Raw genomic sequence first — 25,566 nt, 5'->3', positions numbered from 1 at the left:
AAACCCGAGCAACCTCAGAGCCGCTGAATGATGGTCCCGGTGGCGAGCGCCCCACCCGCACACATGCTGATCAGCGCAAACTCCTTGTCCCGCCGCTCCAGTTCATGCAGGGCGGTGGTGATGAGACGGGCCCCGGTGGCCCCCACGGGGTGCCCGAGGGCGATGGCGCCACCGTTCACGTTGACCTTCTCCAGGTCCTGCCCGAAGACCTGCGCCCAGCTCAGCACGACGGACGCGAACGCCTCGTTGATCTCCACGAGGTCGATGTCGTCGAGTGTCATCCCGGCTTTCCCGAGCACCGCCCGGGTGGCGTCGACGGGCCCGTCGAGATGGAAGTGCGGATCGGCGCCGACGAGCGCCTGGGCCACGATCCGGGCCCGGGGCTTGAGCTTCAGGGCGCGGGCCATCCGCTTGGAGGCCCACAGGACGGCCGCGGCCCCGTCGCATATCTGGGAGGAGTTCCCCGCGGTGTGCACGGCCGTGGGCATGACGGGCTTGAGCCCGGCGAGCCCTTCCATGGACGTGTCCCGTAACCCTTCGTCCCGGTCGACGAGGCGCCACATCCCCTGCCCGGCGGCCTGCTCGTCCTCGGTCGTCGGGACCTGCACGGCGAACGTCTCGCGCTTGAAGCGCTCCTCGGCCCAGGCGACGCCGGCGCGCTCCTGCGAGATGAGCCCGAGGGAGTCGACGTGCTCCCGGCTCAGGCCGCGCCTGCGCGCGATGCGCTCGGCGGCTTCGAACTGGTTGGGGAGGTCGACGTTCCACTCGTCGGGGAAAGGTTTGCCCGGCCCGTGCTTGGAGCCGGACCCGAGCGGCACCCGTGACATGGCCTCGACCCCGCACGAGACCCCGACGTCGATGACGCCGGCGGCGATCATGTTGGCGGTCATGTGGGCGGCCTGTTGGGAGGAGCCGCACTGGCAGTCGACGGTGGTGGCGGCGGTCTCGTAGGGCAGGCCCATCGTGAGCCAGGCGGTGCGCGCGGGGTTCATGGACTGTTCGCCCGCGTGCGTGACGGTGCCGCCGACGATCTGCTCGACGCAGTCGGCGGGGATGCCGGTGCGCCCGAGCAGCTCGCGGTAGGTCTCCCCGAGCAGGTACGCGGGGTGGAGGTTGGCGAGCGCGCCGCCGCGCTTGCCGATCGGCGTACGTACGGCTTCGACGATGACGGGTTCGGCTGCCATGACGGTCGTCCTTCCACGCTCCCGGACCAGCAGGACCAGAACTGGCGGACGCCCCCCGATGTCACCCACACACGAAACTAGAACGCGTACCAGTTCTGCGAGCAGTCTCGACGCGCTTACCCCGGGTACGCAAGGGGCGTGCACCCACCGCCACGACAACCGGCGAACCCATGGCCCTTGCCACTTCCGATACGCGTCACTACCTTTCGAGCCACACCTGACGACCTGTCAGAACTCGGGAGAGACCATGCCGTGTCCCGCGCTGCCCGACGGGTTCGACCTCACCGACCCCGACCTGCTGCAAGCCCGCGTCCCCCACCCGGAGTTCGCCGCGCTCCGCCGGGCCGAGCCGGTCCGCTGGATCGCGCAGGAGCCGGGAACGTCCGGCTTCGACGACGCGGGGTACTGGGCGGTCACCCGGCACGCGGACGTCAAGCACGTCTCCACCCACCCGGAGCTGTACTCCTCCTACCTCAACACCGCCGTGATCCGCTTCCACCCCTCGATCCAACGGGACCAGATCGAGGCCCAGCGACTGATCATGCTGAACATGGACCCGCCGGAGCACACCCGTGTGCGCCAGATCGTGCAGCGCGGCTTCACACCGCGCGCGGTCCGCTCCCTGGAGGACGCGCTGCGCACCCGCGCCCGCGACATCGTCGCCTCCGCGCGCCGCAGGGCGGGCCCGGACGGCACGTTCGACTTCGTGACGGACGTGGCGGTGGAGCTGCCGCTCCAGGCCATCGCCGAGCTGATCGGGATAGCGCAGGAGGACCGGGCCCGCGTCTTCGACTGGTCGAACAAGATGGTGGCGTACGACGACCCGGAGTACGCGATCACGGAGGAGATCGGCGCCGAGGCGGCGATGGAGATCGTCGGCTACGCGATGAACCTGGCGGCGGAGCGCAAGCGGTGCCCGGCGAAGGACATCGTCAGCCAGCTCGTGGCGGCCGAGGACGAGGGCAATCTGTCCTCGGACGAGTTCGGCTTCTTCGTGATCCTGCTCGCGGTGGCGGGCAACGAGACGACGCGGAACGCGATCACCCACGGGATGCACGCGTTCCTGACCCACCCGGACCAGTGGGAGCTGTACAAGGAGCGGCGGCCGGCGACCACGGCGGAGGAGATCGTCCGCTGGGCGACCCCGGTGGTCTCCTTCCAGCGCACGGCGGTCCGCGACACCGAGCTGGGCGGCCGGAAGATCGCCGCGGGCGACCGCCTCGGTCTCTTCTACTCCTCCGCCAACCACGACCCGGAGGTCTTCGAGGACCCGGACGTCTTCGACATCACCCGCGACCCCAACCCGCACCTGGGCTTCGGCGGCGGCGGACCGCACTTCTGCCTGGGCAAGTCGCTGGCCGTCCAGGAGATCGACCTGATCTTCCAGGCGGTCGCCGACGCGATGCCCGGCCTGCGCCTGGCGGGCGACCCGCGCCGACTCCGCGCGGCCTGGCTGAACGGTGTGAAAGAACTGAAAGTGGCCATAACCGGCTGACCGGCTGCACCTTTCCGTTGCCAGACGCGTCTTCGTCCGTGGAACATGCCCACGCCAGCGACAAGCGACGACACGGAAACGGACCGGTACCCGTGGCCACGGTCGACCTGCCCCTCGGCGGTGCCCCCGCGCGCCGCCGCCTCCCCCTTGCCGCGCACCACCGGATCGCGCTGCTCGCCACCGCGCCGACACTGCCGCTGTACGTGGTGTGGGCGCTGTTCCTGGCGACCGGCGGCGGCGATCTCGCGGCCCAGCAGGCCTGGGCCAGGTTCGCCGCCGATCACGGCGCGTCCGCGTACAACCTGTTCTGGTACGGCGGCATGCACACCGCCAACTACTCGCTGATCTCGCCGTACCTGATGGCGGCGCTCGGGGTGCGGCCGGTGACCGTGGTGTCGGGCCTGGCCGCGGCCTGGCTCGGCGCCGTCTGCGTCGCACGGTCGGGGATCGGCCGCCCGCTGGCCCCGGCCGTCCTGCTCTCCCTGGCGCTGTGGTGCAACGTGGCGTCGGGCCGTACGACGTTCGCGCTCGGCGTCGCCTTCGGGCTCGGCGCCTGCGTGGCGCTGCGCGGCCGGGGCGGACCGCGCGGGCTCGTCATCGCGGTGGTGTGCGGCGCGCTCGCCACGATGGCGTCACCCGTGGCGGGCCTGTTCCTCGCGGTGGTCGGCGCCGGGTACGCGGGCGCCCGCGACTGGCGCCGGGCGGCCGCGCTGCTCGTACCGCCCGCGGCGGTGGTCGGCACGACGACGCTGCTGTTCCCGTTCAAGGGCGAGCAGTTGATGCCCCTCGACCGGATCTGGCCGCCCGTCCTGTTCTCCCTCGCCCTCCTCGTGGCGGGCCCGCGGCGCTGGCGGGTGGCGCGCTGGGCGGCGGTGGCCTACGCGGCCGGCACCGTCCTCACCTACCTCGTCCCCTCCCCCATCGGGACGAACGTGGAGCGGCTCGCGGAGCTGGTCGCGCCCGCGATCCTGCTCGCCGCGGTGCGCACCCCCGGCCTCACCCGGCTGAAGGCGGCCATCCTGGTCGCCGGGCTCGTGCTGTCCTCGGCGTGGGTCGTGAAGAAGACGGCCGACGACCTGGAGGTGTCGACGGAGGTGCCGACCTGGGCCGCCCATACGCACGGCGTCGTGACGGAGCTGCGGCGGCTCGGCGCGGACCGGACCCGGGTCGAGGTGATACCGGCCCGCAACCACCGGGAGGCGACCCGGCTCGCCCCGTACGTGAACATGGCGCGCGGCTGGAACCGGCAACTGGACATCGAGCGCGGGCGGCTGTTCTACGACGGCACGTTCTCGGCGGCGACGTACCGGGCGTGGCTCGACCGGTGGGCGGTCGGCTTCGTCGTGCTGCCCGAGGGCAAGCCGGACGGGTACGCCGAGCAGGAGGCGGCGTTCGTCCGGGGCGGCGCCGACTATCTGGAGCCGGTGTGGCGCGACGCGCACTGGCGGGTGTTCCGGGTGCGGGACGCGGTGCCGCTGGTGTCCTCGCCCGCGTCCGTCGTCAGCTCGGACGGGGCGCGGGTCACGGTCCGCTTCCGGCGGGCGGGGACGGCGACGCTGCGGGTCGCGTACTCGCCCTGGCTCAAGTCCGACAGCACCTGTCTGAAGGTGCGCGGGCAGGAGAAGGGCGAGTTCACGGAGGTGACGGCGGCGGCGCCCGGCACGTACCGGATCGGCTCGCACTGGGAGTCGTCGCCGTCGCCGAGCGGGTCAGGCGGTGGGTGTGGCGCACGGTGAGGCGGTGCCCGTCGGGGACGGGGCCGGGCTCTCCGGCGTACCGGTCGGGGTGGGCTCCTCGCTGGGGGACGCGGTGTCGGACGGGCAGGGGGTCGCCGTGCCCGGGTCGGTCGGCTCCGGTGTGGTCGGCTCCTTTGTCGGCTCCTCGGTCGGAGGTGTCGTCGGCGGCTTGGTGGGCGGGGTGACGGAGTCCGAGGGGCCGGGCGTCGGGCGCGGGCTGCCGGACGGCCTCGGAGTCGTGGTCGGGCGTGGGCTCTTGGAGGGCTGGGGCCCGATGACGATGCCGCCGCCCTTGTGGCCCGCGCCGCCGTCGCCCTTGTCCTCGTGGCCGACCGGTCGCGTGGCCGGGTTCGTGGATCCGGCGCCCGGCGTGGCGGGGACGACCCCGCGCCCGTCGGGCACGGTGTGCACGCCCTCGCGGTAGAACGCCAGCCAGTACAGGACCAGATCGAGGTAGTCCCGCGAGTAGTTGTAGCTGAGGACCGCCCGCTCCAGACCGGTCGCGGTGCCGAGGTCGCGGTCGCCCGCGCACAGGTAGCGGGCGGCGCCGAGGGCCGCGTCGAAGATGTTGTTCGGGTCGGAGCGGCCGTCGCCGTTGCCGTCGGCGCCCCAGCGGCGCCAGGTGCCGGGCAGGAACTGCATCGGCCCGACCGCCCGGTCGTAGACGGCGTCGCCGTCCCAAGCGCCGTTCTCGGTGTCCCGGATCAGGGCGAAGCCGTCGCCGTTCAGGGCGGGCCCGGTGATGCGGTGGCGGGTCGTGCCGTGCGCGTCGACGTCACCGCCGCGCGCCTGCCCCGACTCGACCTTGCCGATCGCCGCGAGCAACTGCCACGGCAGGCGGCAGCCCGGATCCGTACGGGCCACGGACGACTCGGCGCGGCGGTAGGCGGCGAGGACGGTGGCCGGGATGCCGGACTGGGCGCGCGCCTGCCGCACCGGGAACGCCATGTTCGGCGCCGGCGGGCTCTCCAGGGGCGGCAGCTCGGTGTGGTACGAGCCGTCGCCCTGGGAGGGGACGGGCGGCAGCGACCCGGTGGCGTTGCCGACCGGCTGCCCGTCCAGGGCGGTCGCCCCCGCCTTCCTTCCCTGTAACTCCCGTACGACGTCGGGGGCTTGGGATGCGGTCAGGAGCGCGGTCGCGGCGACGGCCACGGCGGTGCCGCGCAGGCGGCGGCGCATTCGTTGACGCGGGGTTCGCATGGGGCCCTCTCTGTCCGGTGGGTCCGGTGGGTCCGCCGGCGGATCAGCCGCCGCCGAAGGTGTCGAGCGCGGAGACCAGCCAGCGGCCGTCCCTGCGCACGAGATCGACGGCGAGCATCGCGCCCGCGTAGTTGGCGGCGTCCTTCGCCTTCGCGGCGGTGCTGGTGCTGCTCTGGTCGGCGAAGACCAGGACGCGGGCGCGGTCGCCGTCGATGCGCTCGACCGCGCTGTCGGTGACGGTGGTGGTGACCACCGTCTTCTGCTTCGCCGCCTGCGCCAGCACCGGGGCGAGGAGCGTGCGGTGCTGGGCGACGGCCTTGCCGGTGAGATAGGTGGCGGCGGCCTTCCGCTGGGCCCCGGGATCGGCGTGGTCGTAGGAGAAGAGGGCGTTCACCGCCGTGGCCGCCCGGCCCTTGACCTCGCTGGTGCGGGCGGCGTCGGTGAGCGCGGTGTTGCGGGTCGCCGCGTCGTCCCGCAGCCCGCGCGCCTCGGCGTACGCCCAGCCGGCGAAGGCGCCGAGGAGGAGGGTGAGGAGACAGAGGGCGGTGAGGAGGGTGCGGTGGCGCTCCGCGCGGGCCGGGGTGTCGGGCACGTCCGGTGCGGTGTCCGTCTCGACAAGCGGCCGGGACCGGGGTCGCGTCCGGGGCCGGGGCTCCGGCGCGGCTCGCTCCTCCGCCTCGTCGACGGGGGCGCCCGTCAGCTGAGCGGGAGCCGGTCTCGCCGCCAGTCGGCGCTGGCGGTTGAGGTGGTGGCGGGTCGTCGTCGACATCCCTCGGTCCTTTCCGGTCAGGTCAGTCGGTGGTCGCCGTGGAGCCGACCGGCGCCTGGCCGAGGGCGCTGAGCTTCCAGTGGCCGTCGGTGCGGGTGAGTTCGCCGAGCATGCGGCTGTCCTTGTCGGTGGGCTGCTGGCCCGAGGCCCGTACGGTGACGCGGAGCGCGACCATGACCCTGGCCCGGCCCGCGCGTTCGTCCAGCTCGGTGACCGCGCCGGACAGCACCTTCGCGGTGCTGACAGTCTTGGCGCTGCGCACCTGCTCGGTGAACGCGGCCCTGCCCTTGACGAGTTGGGTGTGCAGGTCACCGGTGGTGGAGGTCTCCCACAGGTCGAGCCCCGGGCCGAGCTTGCGGTGGTCGAGGGTGTTGAGGTTCTGGACGGCCTGCTCCCCGGCCTCCAGGGCGTCGTCGCGGGCGGCGGCGTATCCGGCGGTGTCGTCGTGGGCGGCCTCGTACCAGGACCAGCCAGCCCAGGCGGCGACACCGGCCGCGAGGAGGGCGAGGGCCACCGCGGCGGCGGTCAGCGGCTGGGTGAGCCGGTGCATGGACGCCCCTTTCGTTCGGTGCGGTGATTCATCGGGCCTTGATGTCGACGATCTGCCAGACGTCGTCGTGGAGCCGGGCGGTGACGGACAACTGCGCGGCGGACGTGGCCGGCTTCTTGCCGCCGCGCCGGGCGGTCTGGTCGAGGAAGACGAGCAGGTGCGCGGTGGAGCCCCGCAGATCGACGGTGCCGACCCGCACGGTCCGGGTGGTGAGGGAGACGTGCTGCCCCCGCGCGTTCGCCCTGACCTGCTGGAACAGTTCGGCGTACTGCCGCGCGGCCTGCCCCGCCAGAACGGTCCGGGCGGACCGCTCGGTGGCGTCGGTACCGTCCGGCGTGTACGAGAACACCTTGGCAAGCGCACTGCCCACGTCCCCACTGACCCGGGTGGTCGCCTCGACGTCCGTCAGAGCGGAGTTCCGCGCGGCATCCGAGTCCCGCAACGCCTGGGCCTGCCAGAACAACACGCCCCCGGCGAGGGCGACGAGGACGGCCCCACCGGCAACCCCGCCGACAATCCACCGCCGCCACCGGCCCATGACCACCGGGGCTCCGCCGCCGGAGTCCTCGGCCGTCGTCCCGGTCGCCGCGTCGCTCGCCGGGTCCGTCTCGCGAGTGGCCACTCGGGTCGCGCCCCCAGTGGCCGGCTCCGGGTTCGTTCCGGAGTCGTCCGTGCTGTCGGTGGCCGCGTCGGTCGTGCCGGGGGTCTCCGTGCCGTGCGTCATCCGGACGTCACCTCCGTCACCGGTACCGCGCTGAGCGTCTTTACCTTCCAGGTGTCTCCGGAGGATCTCGTCAGGGTCGCCTCCAGGCGTTTGCGGGACGTCGTCGGGGGCTTGGTGTTGGGGTGGGTCGTCTCGACGCGGACCGTCGCGATGAGTTTGGCCGTGCCCGCCCGGGTGTCGAGCGCGGTGAGCGCCGCGTCGGTGACGACGCCGCGTGTGGACGTCCCGGTGGCCGGGGAGAGCCGGCCGAGCTGGGTGCGCAGGGGCCCGGAGGTGACCGTCTTCCAGGTGGTGACGCCGGTGCGGGCGCGGGCCGCCGTGGAGGCGTCCAGGGTGGTCAGCGTGGCGACGGCCGCGCGCCCGTCGGCCAGCGCAGCGTCTCGTGCCCGCCCGTAGGCGAGGTCGTCGTCGCCGTGGGCCTGCGCGTACGTCCAGGCGCCCGTCCCGCCGACGGCGAGCGCCACGGCGAGCCCCGCCCCGGCGAGGGCCCGCCGCATCACGAGCCGCTCCCGAGGCCGAGCAGGTCCTGCATGCCGGTCGGTGGGGACGACTCCCCGACCGACGGCAGCGACAGCGCTCCGGGGCGCGCCGGTTCGGGCACCGCGCCGCTGCCCGGCGCGTGCGCGGAGCCGCGTACGTTGATCCCGCTGGACGCCGGTGCCGTGCAGCGGGCGCCCGTGTTGAGGGCGGGCGCCGGGCTGAGGTCCGCACCGAGGCGGTAGGGCGTACCGGTGTAGCCCGCTGTGCAGGGCAGGGGCTTGAAGAAGGTGACCGCCATGCCGAGGTTGATCTTCTTTCCGTCGATGGCCGTGGCGCCCGCCGCGACGGCCTGGGGGAGCTTGACGAGGAGTTCCTCGGTGCCGCGCTGCCGGGTGACGGCGACCTCGGAGGTGGTGAGGAGGTTGGCGAGGACGACGCCCAGCTCGGGGTTCATGTCGCGCAGGACACCGCTGAGCTGGGTCGCGGCGTCGGGCGCGGTCGTGATGAGGCGTCGCAGGTCGCTGTCGGAGGACTTGAGCGTCGCGGCGAGGTCCTTGGCGCCGGACGCGAAGTCCTTGATGGCGGCGCTCTCCTCGGCCTGGGTGCGCAGCACGATCTGCCCGTCGTCGATGAGCCGCGTGGTCTGGGGCAGGGCCCGGTCGGCGGCGCGGACGAACTCGGTGCCGTTGTCCATGAGGACCTGGAGGTCCTCGCCGCGCCCTTCGAAGGCTTTGCCGAACTCGTCGACGACCGTGCGCAGCGAGTCGAGCGGCACGGAGGTCGTGAGGTCGTCGACGCTGGCGAGGACGTCCGTGACGGGGCGCGGCACGCTGGCCGCCGTGGCGTCGATGCGGGAGCCGTCGTCGAGGTAGGGGCCTTCGTCGCGGTCGGGGCGCAGGTCGATGTACTGCTCGCCGACGGCCGACAGGCTGGCGACGACGGCCTTGGCGTCGTCGGGGATGCGCGGCGCGGAGTTCTTGATGCGCAGGGACGCCTCGACCCCGTCGGAGGTGAGGTCGATGTCACCGACCCGGCCGACCGAGACGCCTCGGTACGTCACGTCGGAGTGGGTGAAGAGGCCGCCGGTGCGCGGGAGTTGCACCTTCACGGTGTAGTAGTCGGCCGCTCCCACGAACCGGCCGAGGTCGGCGTACCGGATGCCGAGGAACGCGAGGACGAGTACGGCGATGATCAGGAAGGCCAGGTTCTTGAGGCGGACGGCGAGCGTGATCATCGTGTGCCCCCGCTCGACGGCAGGGGCAGCGGTGACGACTTCTCCGGCGCTTTCCCCTTCCGCAGCGTCGTGCCGTCCCCCGGCGCGGTCGGCGTCGGTGAGGGCGGCGCCCCGGCGGAGTCGGTGAGCGGCGGGATCAGCGTCGTCCCCTTCTCGGCGGTGAGGTCGAGGTAGGTGTTGAGGTAGTCGCCCTTGACGCCGCGCAGCACCTCGTCGGTGAACGGGTAGGTGAGGAGCACCTGGAGCGAGTCGGGGAGGTCCTTGCCGGAGTCGGCGAGCGCCTTGACGGTGGGGGCGATGGCCTTGAGGTCGGCGACCATGTCGGCCTTGCCGGTGTCGATGGTCTCGACGGCGACGCCCTTGAGCCGGTCGAGGGAGCGCAGCATCGTCATGAGCGAGCCGCGCTGCTTCTCCAGGGTCTTGAGGCCGGGCGAGAGGTCGGTGAGCACGGTCCCGACGTCCTCCTTGCGGTGCGCGAGCGTGGCCGACAGGCGGTTGACGCCGTCGAGCGCGGCGGTGATGTCGTCGCGGTGGTCGTCGAGGTCGGTGACGAGGGTGTTGACGCGGCGCAGGGTGGAGCGGACCTGGTTCTCGCGGCCGCCGAGCGCGGAGTTGAGTTCGGTGGTGATGGTCTTGAGCTGGTTGACGCCGCCGCCGTTGAGGAGGAGGGAGAGGGCGCCGAAGACCTCTTCGACCTCGGAGTTGCGGCCGGTGCGCGAGAGCGGGATGCGGTCTCCGGCGGCCAGTGTCCCGGTGCCGTCCTTCGGGGTGACGAGCTGGACGTACTTCTCGCCGAGGAGGCTGGACTGTTCGAGCCGTGCGCCGGTCCCGGCGGGGAGCCGTACGTCGCCGTTGACCTTCATCGTGACGCGGGCGGCCCACCGGTCGCCGCCCGCGAGCTGGATGTCGGTGACGCGTCCGACGGCCACGTCGTTCACCTTCACCGCGGACTGCGGGACGAGGCTGAGGACGTCCTTCATGTCGGCGGTGATCGTGTACGGGTGGGCGCCGAGGTCGGCGCCGCCGGGCAGCGGCAGGTCCTCGACGCCGCCGAACGACGGGGTGGGCACGGTGAGGGCGCCGACGGTCCACAGGAAGGCCGTCGTGACGGTGACGGCGGCGACGGCCGCGGCGCCGACGCGGGTTCTGGTGTTCATCACTGCTCACCGCCGACCGCGGGCAGCGGCAGCAGCGGGCCGCCCATGCTGATCTCGTTGAGGTCGGCGCGGCCCGCGATCATGCGGGTCTTGGGGTCGTAGGCGTTGATGAGGTTGCCCGCGGCGAGCGGCGCCACGTCCAACGCCTCGGCGAGGGAGGCCCGTTGGTCGACGAGGGTCTGGGTGAGCGGCACGAGCCGGTCGACGTTCTTCTTCAGTTCGCCCCGGTTGTCGGCGATGAACTTCTTGACCTGTCCGAGGGCGGCGCCGAGCTGTTTCAGGGCGCCCGCGAGGTCGTCCTTGTTGTCGGCGAAGTAGCTGGTGACGTCGTCCAGGTTCTCCTGGGCGGTGCGCACGCCGCCGTCCTTCTCCTTGAGCATGGTGGTGAAGGACTGCAGTTGGGAGAGGGTGGTGAACAGGTCGTCGCTGCTGCCGTTCAGCGTCTTGGCGGCCTTGCCGAACTGCTCGATGCTGTCGCCCATCGCGGTCCCGTTGCCCTTGAGGTTCTTCGCGCCGGTGTCGAGCAGCCCGGACAGGGCGCCCTCGGCGTTGGCGCCGCCGGGCCCGAGCGCCTTGCTCAGCTCGGTGACGCTGTCGTAGAGCTGGTCGATCTCGACGGGGGTGCGGTTGCGGGACGCCTCCAGTTCGGCCCCGTCCTTCAGCGTGGGTCCCGAGGTGTAGGCGGGGGTGAGCTGCACGTACCGGTCGGCGACGACGCTCGGGGCGACGGCCACGGCGCGCGCGTCGGCCGGCACCTTGACCCCGTCGTCGATGCCGAGGGTGACCTTCACGCGCGTGCCCTCGGGCCGCACGGACTCCACCTTGCCGACCCGCACGCCGAGGATGCGCAGGTCGGACCCTTCGTAGATGCCGACGGCCCGGTCGAAGTAGGCGGTGACGCGGGTGCCCTCGGACCCGGCGGCGCGGACGCCGAAGACCCCGGCGGCGATCAGCAGGGCGAGCGTGACCCCGCCGACGAGCAGTTTCCTGCGCACAGTCATGTCAACCACCGGCCTTCACGTCGTACGTCCCGTTCTTCGGCGGCATGCAGGAGGTCTTGGGCAGCGAGGACGCGGGCAGGTAGTTCCGGGGCACGACGCCGCAGAGGTAGCTGTCGAACCAGCGGCCGTTGCCGAGGGCGTTGCCGACGAGCCGGTAGTAGGGGCCGACGAGCGCGAGGGTCTTGTCGAGCTTGCCCTGGTTCTTCTCCAGGACGTCGGTGACCCGGCCGAGCGCCCGGAGTGTCGGTCCGAGCTGCCGCTCGTTGTCGGTGACGAGCCCGCTCAGCTCGCGGCCGAGCGCCTCGCTGCCGCTGAGCAGCGCCTTGATGGCGGCGCGCCGCTGCTTCAGCTCGCCGAGGAGCGATCCGCCGTCGTCGATGAGCGTCTCGAAGCTGGACCGCTTCGTCTGGAGCGTCCGGGTCAGCTTCTTGCTGCCCGCGAGGAGCCTGGCGAGTTCCGTGTCGCGCGAGGACACGGTCTTCGAAAGGGCGGACAGGCCCTTCACGGCGGCCCGCACATCCGGCGGCGAGTCCTTGAACGTCTCGGAGATCGTCTCGAAGCTCGCGGCGAGCTGCTTGGTGTCGATCTGGTCGATGGTGCCGCTGAGGTCCTCGAACGCCTCGGTCACGTCGTACGGGGAGGTGGTGCGGGAGACCGGGATGCGGGCGCCCGGGTCCTGACGCTCGCCGCCGACCGGGTCGAGGGCGACGTACTTCTCGCCGAGCAGCGTCTTGATGGCGATGGCGGCGGTGGTGCGGTCGCCGATCCAGGTGGAGTCGTCCTCGATCTCGAAGGCGACCTTGACCTTGTTCCCGTCGAGGCTCACCCCGGTGACCTCGCCGACCTTGACGCCGGCGATCCGCACCTCGTCGCCGTCGCCGAGACCGGCGGCCTCGGTGAAGTCGGCGGTGTAGGTGGTGCCGCCGCCGATGACGGGGAGGCTGGTCGCGTTGACGGCGGCGAGCCCGAGCAGCGCGAGCACCACCAGGCCGACGACGGCGACGGCGACGGGGTTGCGCTCCTTGACCGGCTTCATCACTGGCACCTCGCTTCGGTGACGGCGATGCCGGTCGGCGGCTTCGACCCGTCGGACATCTTCAGACCGCCGACCTTCGCCTCGCACAGGTAGAGGTTGAACCAGGAGCCGTACGAGGAGAGGCGGGACAGGGCGGTCAGCTTGGCGGGTGTCTTGTCGAGGAAGTTCTCTATCTGCGGGATGCCGTCGCCGAGGGAGTCCGAGAGCCGCCCGAGCTGGTGGATGTCGTCCTTCAGCGGCTTGCGGGCGTCCTTGAGGAATCCGGCGGTGACGGTGGTGAGGTCGCCCATCGCCTCGACGGCGTCACCGAGCGGCTTGCGGTCCTCGTCGAACCCGGAGACCAGCTCCTTGAGGGTGGTGACAAGGTCGTCGAACTGGGCTTCCCGGTCGTTGATGGTGGTCAGGACCTCGGTCAGATTGCCGACGACCTCGCCGATCACCTGGTCCTTGGCGGCGACGGTCGAGGACAGCGAGCCGACGTGCTGGATGAGGCTGTCGACGGTGCCGCCCTCGCCCTGGAGCACCTTGACGATGGACGTGGCGAGATCGTTGACGTCGTGCGGCGACAGGCCCTCGAACAGCGGCTTGAAGCCGTTGAAGAGGAGGGTCAGGTCGAGCGCGGGCGTGGTCCGGTCGAGCGGGATGGTGTCCCCGGACTGGAGGTCCCCGGTGGCGTTCCCGGTGCCGCGCTCCAGGGACACGTACCGCTGCCCGACCATGTTGAGGTACTTCACGGCGGCGGTCGTCGTGCTCGGCAGGTGCCGGTCGTCGGCGACGGTGAAGGTGACCTGAGCGGTGCGCCGGTCCACGACCCGCACGTCGGTGACCTCGCCGACCTTGACCCCGGCGATGCGGACGCCGTCGCCGTCGATGAGCCCGGTGACGTCCGTGAAGAGGGCCTTGTACGAGCGTGTGTCGGTGCCCACGCCCGTGTTGGCGATGCTCAGGCCGAGCACGGTGGTGGTCAGCGCGGTGACGACGACGAAGATGAGCGACTTGACGAGCGGCCCGGTGAGCGAGCGCCGCTTGACGTGCCCGAACTCTGCCTGTGGGGGGCTCACTTCAGCCTCACCTCCGTGCCCCGGTACAGCGGTCCGACGAGCGTGCTCGACCAGTCGGGCAGGTCGTCGGGCGACGCTTTGGCGGAGGGCGCGATGAGCTCGTTCACCAGGTCGTTCTCCTGCGGCGAGTTGGCCGGGCCGAGGTCCTGCGCGGCGGGGGCGGGGGTGGTGGCGGCCTTGGCCGCCGTTCCGCCCGCCGCGCCCAGGTACGGCACCGAGTAGCAGCGCGGCCCGCCGCCGGCCCCGTACGACGGGGTGTCGCGTCCGGCGGAGTAGGCGCCCTTGGACGGGACGGTGGTCACGTTCACGTGCAGGCCCGGCTGGTCGGTGCCCTTGCCGAGGACCTTGTCCATGCGCGGCGCGAACTCGGTGAGCGCGCGCAGGGTGCACGGGAAGGACGAGGAGTACTTGGCGAGCAGCTGGAGGGTGGGCCGCGAGGTGGCGGAGAGCCGGATGATGTAGTCCTGGTTGGCGCGCAGGAAGGCGTCGAGGTCCTCGGCGGCGCGGGTGGTGGAGCCGTAGGCGCCGGCCAGGTCGCCCTCCTTCTCGGCGAGGGTGGCGCTGGTGGTGGTGAGGTCGGTGAGCGCGTCGAGGATGCCGGGCGCGGCGTCGGCGTACACGTGCGAGACCTTGACGAGCTGCTTCAGGTCCTCGTTCAGGGCGGGCAGGTTCGGGTTGAACTTGCGCAGGTGGGCGTCGAGGGTGGTGAGCGTGGACCCCAGTTGGCTGCCGCGTCCTTCGAGCGCCTGCGAGACGGCGGACAGCGTGGCCGACAGCTTCTGCGGCTGGACGGCGGTCAGCATCGGCAGTACGTCGTCGAGGACCTGCTGGAGCTCGATGGCGTTGGCGGACCGGTCCTGCGGGATGGTCGCCCCGGCGGCGAGCGTGCGCGTGCTGGGCTCGTTCGGCGGTACGAGGGCGACGTAGCGCTCGCCGAAGAGGGTGGTCGGCAGCATCTGCGCGCGGACGTCGTCCGGGACGCTGTCGAGGACGCCGGGCTTCAGCGCGAGGGTGAGGCGGGCCCCGGTGGGCGTGGCGTCGATGTCACGCACCTCGCCGACGACGACGCCGCGCAGCTTGACCTCGGCGCCGAGGTGCATCTCGTTGCCGACGCTGCCGGTCTCGACCACGACGTCGTCGGAGTCGACGAAGTCCTTGTTGTAGACGGCGACGGCGAGCCAGATCAGCAGGGCGGGCACGACGAGGAAGACGAGCCCCGCGAGTCTGCGGCGAAGGACCTCCATGTCACCCCGCCACCTTCACGGTCGTGGTGGCGCCCCACAGGGCGAGGGAGAGGAAGAAGTCGGTGACGGAGATGAGCACGATGGCGTTGCGCACGGACCGCCCGACGGCGACACCCACACCGGCCGGACCACCGGTGGCCCGATACCCGTAATAGCAGTGGGCGACGATCACCATGACGCTGAAGATGAGCACTTTCAGCACGGAGAGCAGCACGTCGGTGGGTGACAGGAAGAGATTGAAGTAGTGGTCGTACGTTCCTTGCGACTGTCCGTTGAAGACGACGGTGACCAGGCGCGAGGCGAGGTAGGAGGAGAGCAGGCCGATCGCGTAGAGCGGGATGATGGCGACGACGCCGGCGATGATGCGGGTGGTGACGAGGTACGGCATCGACCGCACGCCCATGCCTTCGAGGGCGTCGACCTCCTCGTTGATCCGCATGGCGCCGAGCTGGGCGGTGAACCCGGCGCCGACGGTCGCGGAGAGGGCGAGCCCGGCGACCAGCGGGGCGATCTCGCGGGTGTTGAAGTACGCGGAGACGAACCCGGTGAAGGCGGCGGTGCCGATCTGGTCCAGGGCGGCGTAGCCCTGGAGGCCGACGACGGTGCCGGTCGCGGCGGTCATCGCGATCATCACGCCGATGGTGCCGCCGATGACACCGAGCCCACCGGAGCCGAAGGCGACCTCGGCGAGCAGGCGTTGCACCTCCTTGGTGTACCGGACGAGCGTGCGCGGCACCCAGAGCAACGCCCGCAGATAGAAGAGGAGTTGGTCGCCACCACGGTCGAGCCAGACGAGGGGGGAGGTCATGCCGGTTCAGCCTCCCTTCGGCGGAACGATCTGGAGGTAGATGCCGGTCATCACCATGTTCACGAAGAACAGCAGGATGAAGGTGATGACGACGGACTGGTTGACGGCGTCGCCCACGCCCTTCGGCCCGCCGCGCGGGTTGAGCCCCCGGTAGGCGGCGACGATTCCGGCGATGAACCCGAAGATCAGAGCCTTCAGCTCGCTGATGTAGAGATCGGGAAGCTGGGCGAGAGCGGAGAAGCTCTGCAGGTACGCGCCCGGGGTGCCGTGCTGGAGGACGACGTTGAAGAAGTAGCCGCCGAGGGTGCCGACGACGGAGACCATGCCGTTGAGCAGCAGCGCGACCGACATGGTGGCGAGCACACGCGGCACGACGAGGCGCTGCACGGGCGAGACGCCCATGACCTCCATCGCGTCCAGCTCCTCGCGGATCTTGCGCGAGCCGAGGTCGGCACAGATGGCGGAGCCGCCCGCGCCCGCGATGAGCAGGGCGACGATAAGCGGGCTGGCCTGCTGGATGACGGCGAGGACGCTGGCACCGCCGGTGAAGGACTGGGCCCCCAACTGCTGCGTCAGCGAACCCACTTGGAGGGCGATCACGGCGCCGAACGGGATGGAGACGAGCGCGGCGGGCAGGATCGTCACACTGGCGATGAACCAGAACTGCTCGACGAACTCCCGGAACTGGAACGGCCGCCGGAACACGGCCCGAGTGACTTCGAGCCCGAGGGCGAACAGCTTCCCGGTCTGGCGGAGGGGGCCGAGGAGGGGGTTGGGGGTACGGGGCACTGCCCGCTCGCCTTTGTCGAGGGCGACGGGCGGGGACGCCTGAGGCGGGGGCGGCGGCACGGTGGGCCGCGAATCGATGCTCATACGCTCACTCGCCGAGTACGGAGCGCCCCGCAGGGGCGCGGGGAACTGCGCGACCAGCCACGACGCACGCAGCACGCGGGATCGAAAGCGACCGGGGCACTCACGCGAGCCCCCCGGCCCGGGGCAACACAGCGGTCGTGGCCATCACATCGGCCCCGTACGTGGCCCGGATCGCGGCGGCAGCACTCGGCGGCAAGGTGTCGAGCATCCCGAGCACACGAGCCCGGCGCCGCGCGACAGCCGCCCGCTCCCCCAGCCCCGGCGACGGCTGAAGCTGCGGCACGAGAGCACGCGGCTCGACCACGGGCTGCGAGGCCTCGGCGGCCAGCGTCGCCGCGTCCTTCTCCTCCGACATGCCGATGGGCCCCGCCTTGCTGGCGGTGAGGAACTGCGCCACGACCGGCTCCCGGCTGGTCAGCAGGACTTCGCGCGGCCCGAACGTCACCAGGTTCCGCCGGAACAGCATCCCCATGTTGTCGGGCACGGTCGCCGCGATGTCGAGGTTGTGGGTGACGATGAGCATCGTCGCGTCGATCTGCGTGTTGAGGTCGATGAGGAGCTGTGAGATGAACGCCGTACGGACGGGGTCGAGGCCGGAGTCGGGTTCGTCGCAGAGGATGATCTGCGGATCGAGCACGAGGGCCCGCGCGAGCCCGGCCCGCTTCCTCATGCCGCCGCTGATCTCGCCGGGCAGCTTGCCCTCGGCGCCGAGGAGGCCGACGACCTCGATCCGCTCCATGACGATGCGGCGGATCTCCGACTCCTTCTTGCGCGTGTGCTCGCGCAGCGGGAAGGCGATGTTGTCGAAGAGGTTCATCGAGCCGAACAGGGCGCCGTCCTGGAACATGAGCCCGAACAGCTTGCGGGCCTCCATGATGTCCCGCTCCGGGCTGCGCGCCATGTCGACGCCGTCGACGAGGACGCGGCCCCGTTCCGGCTTGAGCAGTCCGATCAGCGACTTCAGGAAGACGGTCTTGCCGGTGCCGGACGGGCCGAGCATGACGCTCACCTCGCCGGCGGGCAGGGTGAGGCTGACGTCCTGCCAGATCTGCTGCTTGCCAAAGGACTTGGTGAGGCCCTCGACCTTGACTTCGATTCCCATGTCACCTCCACCAAGCGCTCGTGTGCGCCGGGCGCACGTTAAAGGGGTCCATCCCGCTGGAACAAGCGGTTCGGCAGTTGTTTCCGCCCCACCGCCCGGCCTTTGTCATCGCCCGACAAACCGGCGGGAGAACCTTGTCACCGAGTGAGCGAAAAACCCGGGGCCGACGGGCGGGGCCTCGTGTCTCCGGGGGGCGGATCGACGAGGCCCCGCCCATGGGAAATCCGGCCCGGAAGGAGGTTTCGGATGCGCGAATTCCCATGTAACTCCAGGTCGACAGGGGTGTGTCGACACGGAGTCGAACAACCGAGAACCAGAGGTTACGGCTGAGTAACCTGGCTCTGCAAGAGCGATTCACCAACTTTCCGGCCGCCTTGGACCGGGCCCGCTTTTCTTGGCATTCCGGTGCGGGTCCGCACGGATTCTTTGTCCGTGAGTGATGAATCGGCCCGGGTGGGCCCGGCGGCCTACTTCACCGCCGTGTGCCAGTGCCGTGCGAGCTCGGCCCCCTCGTTCGGGGCCACACTGGTGGGGTCGGCGAACATCGCGACGTGGGTGGAGGCGCTGTTCAGTACGACGTTGTTCTTGCCGGAGGCGGACGGCAGCGCCGACTTGAGGTTGACCGCGAAGTTGAGGGCGCCGAGCAGGCCGCAGCCGTTCGCGCCGGGGACGGCGTAGGTGGAGTCGCCCTGGTCGGCGCCGACGGCGACGATGCGGTTGAGGACGCCGTCGGGGTTGGCGGTGCCGTCCGGGTCGAAGGCGTCGACGGAGACGTCGGGGGCCGTCCGGTTCTGCGGGCGCAGCACGATCGGGTCCTTGGCGGAGCCGATGTAGCACTTGTCGCCGAGGAACGGGTTGTCGAGCTTGATCCGGACCGGGAGCGAGAGGATCGGCTGGCCCTCCATGACGCCCGCGAGCAGGGTGAAGTCGGTCGGGGTGTTCACCGACTCGACGGTGGCGACGACCTTGTTGAGCTTGGCGTCGGCGAGCTGCTTGCAGATGGCGCTGACGATCGGCGTGTTGTTGGGACACATCAGCCCGAGCAGCCCGCCGGGCAGCGTGGCGGGGGCCGCGACGAGCGCGCCGCCGGGCGGGGAGATCACGGTGGTGGTGCCGTCGGCGTGGGTGATGACGCCGGCCTGGAGGTCGGTGCGTCCGGTGGGGACCTGGGAGCTGCCCAGTTTGATGGAGCCGCTCGCGGAGCTGGAGGAGATGCAGATCGCCGTGGTGTCGATGCCGTCGGCGGCGAGCATCGCGGGGTTGTCGACCGGGCAGCGGTTGAACGGCGCCCAGGACCCGTTCAGTTCGGTGCCGGCGGCCGAGGCCGGGCCCACCGCCGCCATGGTCGCGAGGGCGGTGGCGGCGGCCACCGCGGCCCCGCGTGCGGTGCGGGCGGCGGTCACGCGTCTCAGTACGGACATGAGGTTTCCCTTCGGGGGCGACAAGGGGCGCGGCAGGGCGCGCGGCCGCGAGCGGAAGAGGCCGGAATGCGGACGTTACTCACGAGGAAACCAAGACGGCAATGGGCTTGCTGACAGAAGTTTTACTACCGGCGCGTTCATCACCGGGTGAGTAATTTCCGGGCAGCCCTGCGCACTTGCTGAGCATTTTCCGAGGCTGCCGGAAAAGTACTCACCCGCCGACAAACCCCCGAAGATCGACTGAGCGCCCATGGACAAGAAAAAGGCCCGTACGAATACGCCGGAAGGAATCCGGGCATTCCCCATTGCGGGGCGAGGTTACTTGCTCGTAACGTCCTTCGGCAGGCGACGGACCAGCCATCCCCGCAGTTTTGGCCATGACGTCCGCGTGGAGTGTGCACCGCTGTTCTCACCCGGCCGGCAGTCCCTCGGACGGGAATCCGTACCGCTCGCACTCAACCCCTCTGGAAGGATCCACCGTGCGCAGATTCACCAGAAACACCGCGATCGCCGCCGCGTCCCTGGGCGCCGCCCTCGGGCTCTCCGTCTCCTCGGCCTCGGCCACGTCGCTGGCCACGTTCACCGTGACCGGCGGTGGCGCCTACACGGCCAAGGCGACCAACCCGACCCTGACCGTGCCCCGCGCCAAGCTGACCTGTGCCTCCTCGACCGCCTCCGGGACGATCAAGAACGGCACCGGGCTCTCCGGCACCGGCATCGGCAACATCAGCGCCATCTCCTTCACGACCTGCAAGGTCGCGGGCATCACCTTCACCGTGAAGGCGAACGCGCTGCCGTGGGCGATCAACGTGTCCGGCATGAGCGGCACCGACCACGCCGACGGCACCATCACCGGCATCAACGCCACCATCACCGGCCCCGGCTGCAACGCGAACTTCGCGGGCAGCGTGACGGGCTGGTACCAGAACAGCAACCACACCCTGCACGTCACGGGCGGCGGCACGCTCGCCGCCCAGGCCGGCGCCAGCTGCCTCGGCCTGATCAGCGCCGGTGACCACGCGGACTTCGTCGGCGACTACGTCCTCGCCTCGTCGCCGGTCATCTCCTCGCCGTGACGTTCTGAACCCCGCCCCAACCAGCCCGCCGCCGGTGCAGCACCGGCGGCGGGCCCGGCCGCGTCCGGGGGCGCAGCGCGGCCGGCCGACCAGCGTCCGTACCAGTGGAGGTCGAGCGGATGAGAGTGCAAGGACGGCAAGGCCGACGGGCGGGTGGCGCGCGGGCGGTGCGGATGGCGCGGGTGGTGCCGGTCGCCTCGGTCGCGCTCGCCGCCGGTCTGCTCTCCGGGCCGGGCTCGCACGCGGACGAGGGGCAGGCCGTGGTGGAGGTCGCCTATGACTGCGCGCTGCCGGCCCCGGCGGCGGGCGGGTCGGCCGACGGGCAACCCGCGCCGCGAGCGGACGAGGGGACCGACCAGCGGACGGACGAGCAGACCGACGCGCAGCCCAAGACCGACGCGCAGCCCAAGCAGGAGGAGACCCCGGGGACGGAGACGCCGGGCGCGCCCGCCACACCCGGCGCGGCCACCACCGTGCACGCCTCGGTACGGATCTCCACCGGGCTCCCACCGGCCGCCGAACCCGGCGCCCCGATCGCACCGGGCACCGTGACCGTGGAGGCGGCCCTCCCCTACACCGGCCTCGCTCCTCTCCTGCCGGAGGGCGTCACCACGGTTGCCAGTGACGCGACGCTCGACGTCCAGGTGCACCAGGGCGAGTCGACCGTGGACGCCGACTGGTCCTCACTGATGGCGACCGCCACGACCCCGCCGTCCGACGACACCCTGCGCCTCGAACACACCGGCGGCGCCCCCACGATCACCGTGAGCGAACCGGGCGACGTCGACCTGTACGCGGGCGAACTCACCCTGCGCCTCCAGCCGTTGGCCGCCGCGACCGGTGGGACCGCCAACGCCCCCTTGACCGTCACCTGCACCCCCACGAGCCAGGACCCGGCCGGCAGGCATGTGGCCCGGATCAGCGTCCCAGACGGGACCGGCCCGGCCACGTCGTCGTCCCCGCCCAGCGCCTCCGGCTCCCCGGCGCCGGGCCGCGAGGGGATCGCCGTCGCACCGGAGGAGGGCGCCGACGACGACGGGCCGACGGGCGCGACCACCTGTGCGACCGAGGCACCGAAGGGCGACATCGATCTCAGCCAGATCCCGAAGCCGCTGCCCGGAACGGTCCTCGGCCCCGTGGAACCGTCGCCCGGCATGCTCGTGTGCGCCTACGCGGTGGGGCTGACCACCATCCGGAAGCCGAACGGCTCCGTGATCATCAACGACCCGGGCAGGGAGCCGGGCCTGATGAACATCAAGGCCGCCGCCCAGACCCAGTCCTCGACCGACGGGCCCTTCTACTTCCGCATCGACTCCCTCGGCGAACTCGACCTGCCCGACGCGGACTCCACGGTCCTCGCCTTCGGCTTCGTCCCCGTCACCGCGAAGGTCTCGTTCGAGAACGGGCCGATCTCCATCTCCACCGGCACCATGGACGTGGACCCCAACCAGAAGGACTTCGCCGTCGCCACCTTCCTCCAGTCGTTGCGCGTCCACGACGTCGAGGTGAACGGCACCCCGCTGGACGTCGGCCCCGACTGCCGCACGTCGAAGCGGTACCGGGCGACCCTGCGGGGCGACTTCAAGGCGGAGACCGGCCGCTACCTCAACGTCCTGGAGGGCGGCATCCTCAAGGGCACGGTCGACATCCCGTCGTTCACGGGCTGCGGCACCAAGGGCGAGGACCTCGACCGGCTGCTCACGGCCTCGCTCAGCGGCCCCGGCAACCGCATCGTCATGAACCAGGCCCCCACCTGCATCCCGGACCCCAACTTCCCCTACGGCTGCCCGCCGGTGATCCCGAAGCTGCCCGTGGTCAGGACACCGTGACATCCGATCACTTCCGGCCACCGAAGCCCGAAGTGGTGTACTTCACAACGGAGTTGCCCTAGTTTCAGGAGATCCCGAAGGTACGCACCTGACGAAAGCCGCGCGGGGGCCGTCCCCACGGCCCCCGCGCGCGCCTGTCCCCCCACCGGGCGCCCGAACAGCGAGGACCGTGCAATGCCGCACCGCGTACAGCACCTTGATGTGAACGAGCCGCTGGGCCCGCTGCCACCGGAGTTCGCCACGGTGATGCGGCCGGAACTGCCCTCCCTCATCAAAGAGATCCGGGTCGAGGTCGAGCGCGCCTACCCCGAGTACGCGCGGCTCCTCAACGGTCCGAACGCGGCCGCCATCCGGCAGGGCGTCGAACACGCCCTCTCCGCCTTCGTGGACCGGGTCGCCGACCCCGCCGCCCCCTCCGCCGTCCGCGACGAACTCCTGCGCAAGTTCGGCCGCGTCGAGGCGTACGAGGGCCGGGAGCTGGACTCGCTCCAGGGCGCCTACCGGCTGGGCGCGCGGGTCGCACTGCGCCGCGCCAAGACCATCGGGCGCCGCTACGACCTCTCCCCGACGCTGCTCCTCACCTTCGCCGACGCGCTCTTCGCCTACGTCGACGAGCTGGAGGCGCTGTCCCGCGAGGGCTATCTGGAGGTGCAGGCCCGGTCGGGGTTCGCGCTGGAGACGCTGCGAAGACGACTGCTCCACCTGCTGCTCGCGGGCACCCCGCTGACCCACACGACCATCAACGAGCTGTGCGAGCAGACGAGCTGGCCGCTGCCCGACGAGGTCACCCTGGTCGCGTTACGCACCCCGGCGCCGGAGCACATCCAGGCCGGTCTCGACCGTGACGTCCTCACCGACCTCGGCGTTCCGCAGCCGCATCTGCTCATCCCCGGACCGGTCACGCCCGAGCGCCGTCTGATGCTGGACTCGGCCGCGCTGGACACCCCGCTCGCCATCGGCCTGACTGTGCCGACCGCCCACGCCGCGGACTCGCTGCGCTGGGCCCGCCGCGTCCTCCAGCTCGTCGACGATGACATCGTTGCCGACGCACACGTCCTGGACTGCGCGGACCACCTGGTGACGCTCTGGCTGCTCTCCGACCCGGCGCTGGTCGAACAGATCGCCGCCCGTGAGCTCGCCCCGCTCGACAAGGCGTCCGGCACCCGCCGCGCCCGCCTGGTCGAGACCCTGCACGCCTGGCTGACGACGCGCGGCACGGCCGAGCACGTCGGCGAGGTGCTCGGGGTCCACGCCCAGACCGTCCGCTACCGGCTGCGCAATCTGGAGGCCCACTTCGGCGACCAACTGGAGTCGCCGGAGCGCCGGTTCGCGATGGAGGCGGCGCTGCGGGCTTTGCGGTTGCACGGGGAGATCACGGCCGGCTGACGGCGCCCGTGCTCTCCTCGGCGCCGTCCTCCGCCCGCGCGGCGGCGGGCCGCTCCTTCGCCGTCCGGACGCGCGGGCCCTGGAGCGCGTAGGTGAGGAGGAAGCCGAGGCCGACGACGGTCGCGCCGCCCACCGCGTCGAGGACCCAGTGGTTGGCGGTGCCGACGATCGCGGAGACCGTGCACAGGGGGTGGATGAGGCCGAGCGCCTTCACCCACTTCCGCCGTGCCAGGACGATGATGACGATGCCGCACCACAGGGACCAGCCGAAGTGCAGCGAGGGCATCGCCGCGTACTGGTTGGTGAGCTCGGTGAGCGTGCCGTAGTTCGGCTTGGAGAAGTCCTGGACGCCGTGGACCGTGTCGATGAAGCCGAGGCCCGGCATCAGGCGCGGCGGCGCGAGCGGGTACGCCCAGAAGCCGATGAGGGCGAGCAGGGTGGCGAAGCCGAGGGCGGAGCGGGCCCAGCGGTACTCGGCGGGGCGGCGCACGTACATGAGCGCGAGGAGGCTGAGCGGGACCACGAAGTGGAACGACGAGTAGTAGAAGTTGAAGAAGTCCTTCAGCCAGGTCACGTGCAGGGCGACCGTGTGGTTGACCCAGTGCTCGATGTCGATGTGCAGGAACTTCTCGATCGAGTGGATCTGCGCGCCGTGGTGCTCGGCGGTGGCCCGGCCGCCGGAGATCGTGCCGCCCGTCGCGGCGAGCCTGACCTGCTGGTACGCCGAGTAGCCGACGCGGATCAGAAGCAGTTCGAGGATGAGGTTCGGGCGGGTGAGGACGCGCCGCCACACCGGGAGGAGCGGCACCCACGTCCAGCGGGCCGGGACCGGTGCGGCGTACTCCGTCGGGATCGGCGCCTGGTAGAAGGGGGACTCGCGGGAGAGGAAGGGGACGGCGCAGGCCGCGGCGAGCGCCGCGATCAGCACGACGTTGTCCCGCAGCGGCTCCAGGGACGGCATGTTCGGCAGCATCATCCTCGACGGCAGGGTCAGCGCGAGGATGACGAGGACCGGCCACATGTAGCGGTCGGAGGCGCGCTTGCCGACGCGGCCGACGACCGCGAGGAGCACCCACAGGAGCTGGTGCTGCCAGGTGGTGGGCGAGACCGCCACCGCCACGCAGCCCGTGACGGCGACCGCGAGCAGGAGCTGTCCGTCGCGCGCGTACCGCACCGCGCGGCGCAGGCCGAGGACCGTGACGCCCGCACCGAGCGCGAGGAACAGCGCCTTCTCGCCCGGCCCCTCGAGACCGAGGCGGAGCAGCGCGCCGTGCAGGGACTGGTTGGCGTTGGCCGCCGGGTCGGTGGCGAGGCCCGCGCCGGCCAGGTGGTGGACCCAGTACGTCCATGAGTCGTGCGGCATCGCGGCCCAGGCGAGGCCGGTCGCGGCGAGGAAGGTGGCGCCCGTGGAGAGCGCGGCGCGTCTGCGGCCCGTGAACCACAGCAGCGGCGCGAACAGGAGCACGGTCGGCTGGAGCGCGGCGGCGACGCCGACGAGGACGCCGGACGTCTTTTCCCCGCGTACGGCGAAGCAGCCGAGCAGGACGAGGAGGACGGGCAGGATGCTGGTCTGGCCGAGCGTGAACGCGTTGCGCACGGGCAGCGACAGCATGAGCAGGCTGATCGCGGCGGGCGCCGCGAACAGGGACGTACGGCGGGAGACGGGCTGCGGCAGGGCGCGGGCGGCGACCAGGCCGAGTGCGACGACGAGGGCGAGCGAGCCGAACGTCCAGCCCCAGCCGAGCGCCTGTTCGGCGGCGCGGGAGAGGGGTTTGAGGACGAGCCCGGCGAACGGGGTGCCGGTGAAGCGGTCGGGCGCGTCGTACAGGGAGCCCTTGACGTGCAGCACGCCGTCGGGCCCGATCCATGTCTCCAGGTCGGTGAGGCGTTCGCCGCGCGGTGTGCTGAGGACGACCACGAGCTGGCGCACGGCGAGGAAGGCGGCGATCAGCCACAAACCGGCGCGCACGGCGCTCACGCGTCCGGTCGCCGTGCCCACCGGTCCGCTCATCGGCCCTCCGTGCTCCACGTTCGCCACGCGTTCTCCCCGCCGTTCCACAGATCCTTCGCAGGGCCTTCTCAGGTCCTTCTCCTAGAGGTTCGCACCGCCCCCGGTGTGAGACGCACGCAACCCCCTCTTCACCTGTCTGTCCACCCGGTTTTGACCGGAAGACGGCGCCCGGTTCCGCGACAAAGATCA

At 71.5% G+C, this 25,566-nt stretch carries 22 protein-coding genes; 5 read left to right on the top strand and 17 right to left on the bottom strand.

Annotation, left to right across the window (positions count from 1 at the left end):
* Nucleotides 1–14 precede the first annotated feature (14 nt).
* A complete protein-coding gene (locus ABZ877_RS22775) occupies nt 15–1,184 on the bottom strand; it encodes a steroid 3-ketoacyl-CoA thiolase (protein WP_361074065.1) in 1,170 nt (389 codons plus the stop codon).
* A 247-nt stretch (nt 1,185–1,431) separates the two neighbouring features.
* Here ABZ877_RS22775 and ABZ877_RS22770 point away from each other — a divergent pair, with 247 nt between their 5' ends.
* Both ABZ877_RS22770 and ABZ877_RS22765 read left to right on the top strand, forming a co-directional pair.
* Nucleotides 1,432–2,679, top strand: coding sequence for a cytochrome P450 (locus tag ABZ877_RS22770; RefSeq protein ID WP_361074064.1), 1,248 nt, complete (start codon nt 1,432–1,434; stop codon nt 2,677–2,679).
* 107 nt (nt 2,680–2,786) lie between these two features.
* Complete coding sequence (locus ABZ877_RS22765) at nt 2,787–4,415, top strand: hypothetical protein (RefSeq protein ID WP_361074093.1); 1,629 nt, start codon at nt 2,787–2,789, stop codon at nt 4,413–4,415.
* Here the strand turns inward: ABZ877_RS22765 and ABZ877_RS22760 are convergent.
* The 15 genes from ABZ877_RS22760 to ABZ877_RS22690 all read right to left on the bottom strand — a co-directional run bounded on the left by ABZ877_RS22760 (nt 4,389) and on the right by ABZ877_RS22690 (nt 19,075).
* On the bottom strand, nt 4,389–5,615 hold the full coding sequence (locus tag ABZ877_RS22760) for a lytic murein transglycosylase (RefSeq protein WP_361074062.1): 1,227 nt from the start codon (nt 5,613–5,615) through the stop codon (nt 4,389–4,391). The two genes, ABZ877_RS22765 and ABZ877_RS22760, sit on opposite strands and share 27 nt — an antisense overlap.
* A gap of 43 nt (nt 5,616–5,658) precedes the next feature.
* Nucleotides 5,659–6,384: a hypothetical protein gene (locus tag ABZ877_RS22755; protein ID WP_361074061.1), complete on the bottom strand. Its 726-nt coding sequence runs from the start codon at nt 6,382–6,384 to the stop codon at nt 5,659–5,661.
* 22 nt (nt 6,385–6,406) lie between these two features.
* A complete protein-coding gene (locus tag ABZ877_RS22750; protein ID WP_361074059.1) occupies nt 6,407–6,934 on the bottom strand; it encodes a nuclear transport factor 2 family protein in 528 nt (175 codons plus the stop codon).
* Between the two features lie 28 nt (nt 6,935–6,962).
* Entirely contained in the window at nt 6,963–7,658 is a 696-nt protein-coding gene (locus ABZ877_RS22745) for a hypothetical protein (protein WP_361074057.1), read from the bottom strand.
* Nucleotides 7,655–8,155, bottom strand: coding sequence for a hypothetical protein (locus ABZ877_RS22740; RefSeq protein ID WP_361074091.1), 501 nt, complete (start codon nt 8,153–8,155; stop codon nt 7,655–7,657). The genes ABZ877_RS22745 and ABZ877_RS22740 overlap by 4 nt, the downstream gene beginning before the upstream one ends.
* Nucleotides 8,155–9,372, bottom strand: coding sequence for an MlaD family protein (locus ABZ877_RS22735; protein WP_361074055.1), 1,218 nt, complete (start codon nt 9,370–9,372; stop codon nt 8,155–8,157). The genes ABZ877_RS22740 and ABZ877_RS22735 overlap by 1 nt, the downstream gene beginning before the upstream one ends.
* On the bottom strand, nt 9,369–10,529 hold the full coding sequence (locus ABZ877_RS22730; protein WP_361074053.1) for an MCE family protein: 1,161 nt from the start codon (nt 10,527–10,529) through the stop codon (nt 9,369–9,371). The genes ABZ877_RS22735 and ABZ877_RS22730 overlap by 4 nt, the downstream gene beginning before the upstream one ends.
* Nucleotides 10,529–11,530, bottom strand: a complete 1,002-nt coding sequence (locus ABZ877_RS22725) for an MCE family protein (protein ID WP_361074051.1) — start codon at nt 11,528–11,530, stop codon at nt 10,529–10,531. The genes ABZ877_RS22730 and ABZ877_RS22725 overlap by 1 nt, the downstream gene beginning before the upstream one ends.
* A 1-nt stretch (nt 11,531) precedes the next feature.
* The gene (locus tag ABZ877_RS22720) at nt 11,532–12,566 is read right to left on the bottom strand and encodes an MCE family protein (protein WP_361074049.1); all 1,035 of its coding nucleotides are present in this window, start codon (nt 12,564–12,566) and stop codon (nt 11,532–11,534) included.
* Nucleotides 12,566–13,627 carry an MCE family protein gene (locus tag ABZ877_RS22715; RefSeq protein WP_361074047.1) on the bottom strand — a complete coding sequence of 354 codons (1,062 nt, stop codon included), beginning with the start codon at nt 13,625–13,627 and terminating at the stop codon, nt 12,566–12,568. Before ABZ877_RS22715 ends, ABZ877_RS22720 begins: the two co-directional genes overlap by 1 nt.
* Nucleotides 13,624–14,871 (bottom strand): MCE family protein, encoded by a 1,248-nt coding sequence (locus ABZ877_RS22710; protein WP_361074045.1) that lies wholly within the window; start codon nt 14,869–14,871, stop codon nt 13,624–13,626. Before ABZ877_RS22710 ends, ABZ877_RS22715 begins: the two co-directional genes overlap by 4 nt.
* Before the next feature lies 1 nt (nt 14,872).
* On the bottom strand, nt 14,873–15,679 hold the full coding sequence (locus ABZ877_RS22705; RefSeq protein ID WP_361074043.1) for an ABC transporter permease: 807 nt from the start codon (nt 15,677–15,679) through the stop codon (nt 14,873–14,875).
* A 6-nt stretch (nt 15,680–15,685) separates the two neighbouring features.
* The gene (locus ABZ877_RS22700; protein ID WP_361074041.1) at nt 15,686–16,552 is read right to left on the bottom strand and encodes an ABC transporter permease; all 867 of its coding nucleotides are present in this window, start codon (nt 16,550–16,552) and stop codon (nt 15,686–15,688) included.
* Nucleotides 16,553–16,652: 100 nt separating this feature from the next.
* Nucleotides 16,653–17,654 carry an ATP-binding cassette domain-containing protein gene (locus ABZ877_RS22695; protein WP_361074039.1) on the bottom strand — a complete coding sequence of 334 codons (1,002 nt, stop codon included), beginning with the start codon at nt 17,652–17,654 and terminating at the stop codon, nt 16,653–16,655.
* 467 nt (nt 17,655–18,121) lie between these two features.
* On the bottom strand, nt 18,122–19,075 hold the full coding sequence (locus tag ABZ877_RS22690) for a hypothetical protein (RefSeq protein ID WP_361074037.1): 954 nt from the start codon (nt 19,073–19,075) through the stop codon (nt 18,122–18,124).
* A 479-nt stretch (nt 19,076–19,554) separates the two neighbouring features.
* Between ABZ877_RS22690 and ABZ877_RS22685 the strand changes: the two genes are divergently transcribed.
* The 3 genes from ABZ877_RS22685 to ABZ877_RS22675 all read left to right on the top strand — a co-directional run bounded on the left by ABZ877_RS22685 (nt 19,555) and on the right by ABZ877_RS22675 (nt 23,366).
* Complete coding sequence (locus ABZ877_RS22685) at nt 19,555–20,151, top strand: hypothetical protein (protein WP_361074036.1); 597 nt, start codon at nt 19,555–19,557, stop codon at nt 20,149–20,151.
* A 119-nt stretch (nt 20,152–20,270) separates the two neighbouring features.
* Complete coding sequence (locus ABZ877_RS22680; RefSeq protein ID WP_361074034.1) at nt 20,271–21,980, top strand: DUF6801 domain-containing protein; 1,710 nt, start codon at nt 20,271–20,273, stop codon at nt 21,978–21,980.
* 174 nt (nt 21,981–22,154) lie between these two features.
* Complete coding sequence (locus ABZ877_RS22675) at nt 22,155–23,366, top strand: helix-turn-helix domain-containing protein (RefSeq protein WP_361074033.1); 1,212 nt, start codon at nt 22,155–22,157, stop codon at nt 23,364–23,366.
* On the opposite strand, the gene ABZ877_RS22670 is transcribed toward ABZ877_RS22675, so the two are convergent.
* Entirely contained in the window at nt 23,353–25,377 is a 2,025-nt protein-coding gene (locus ABZ877_RS22670; RefSeq protein WP_361074031.1) for a bifunctional glycosyltransferase 87/phosphatase PAP2 family protein, read from the bottom strand. The two genes, ABZ877_RS22675 and ABZ877_RS22670, sit on opposite strands and share 14 nt — an antisense overlap.
* Between the last annotated feature and the right edge of the window lie 189 nt (nt 25,378–25,566).

The sequence above is a fragment of the Streptomyces sp. NPDC046939 genome (assembly GCF_040644575.1).
GTDB lineage: Bacteria > Actinomycetota > Actinomycetes > Streptomycetales > Streptomycetaceae > Streptomyces.
The sequence above is the reverse complement of the archived record's forward strand: the minus strand, read 5'-3'. Positions and strand labels throughout refer to the sequence as shown.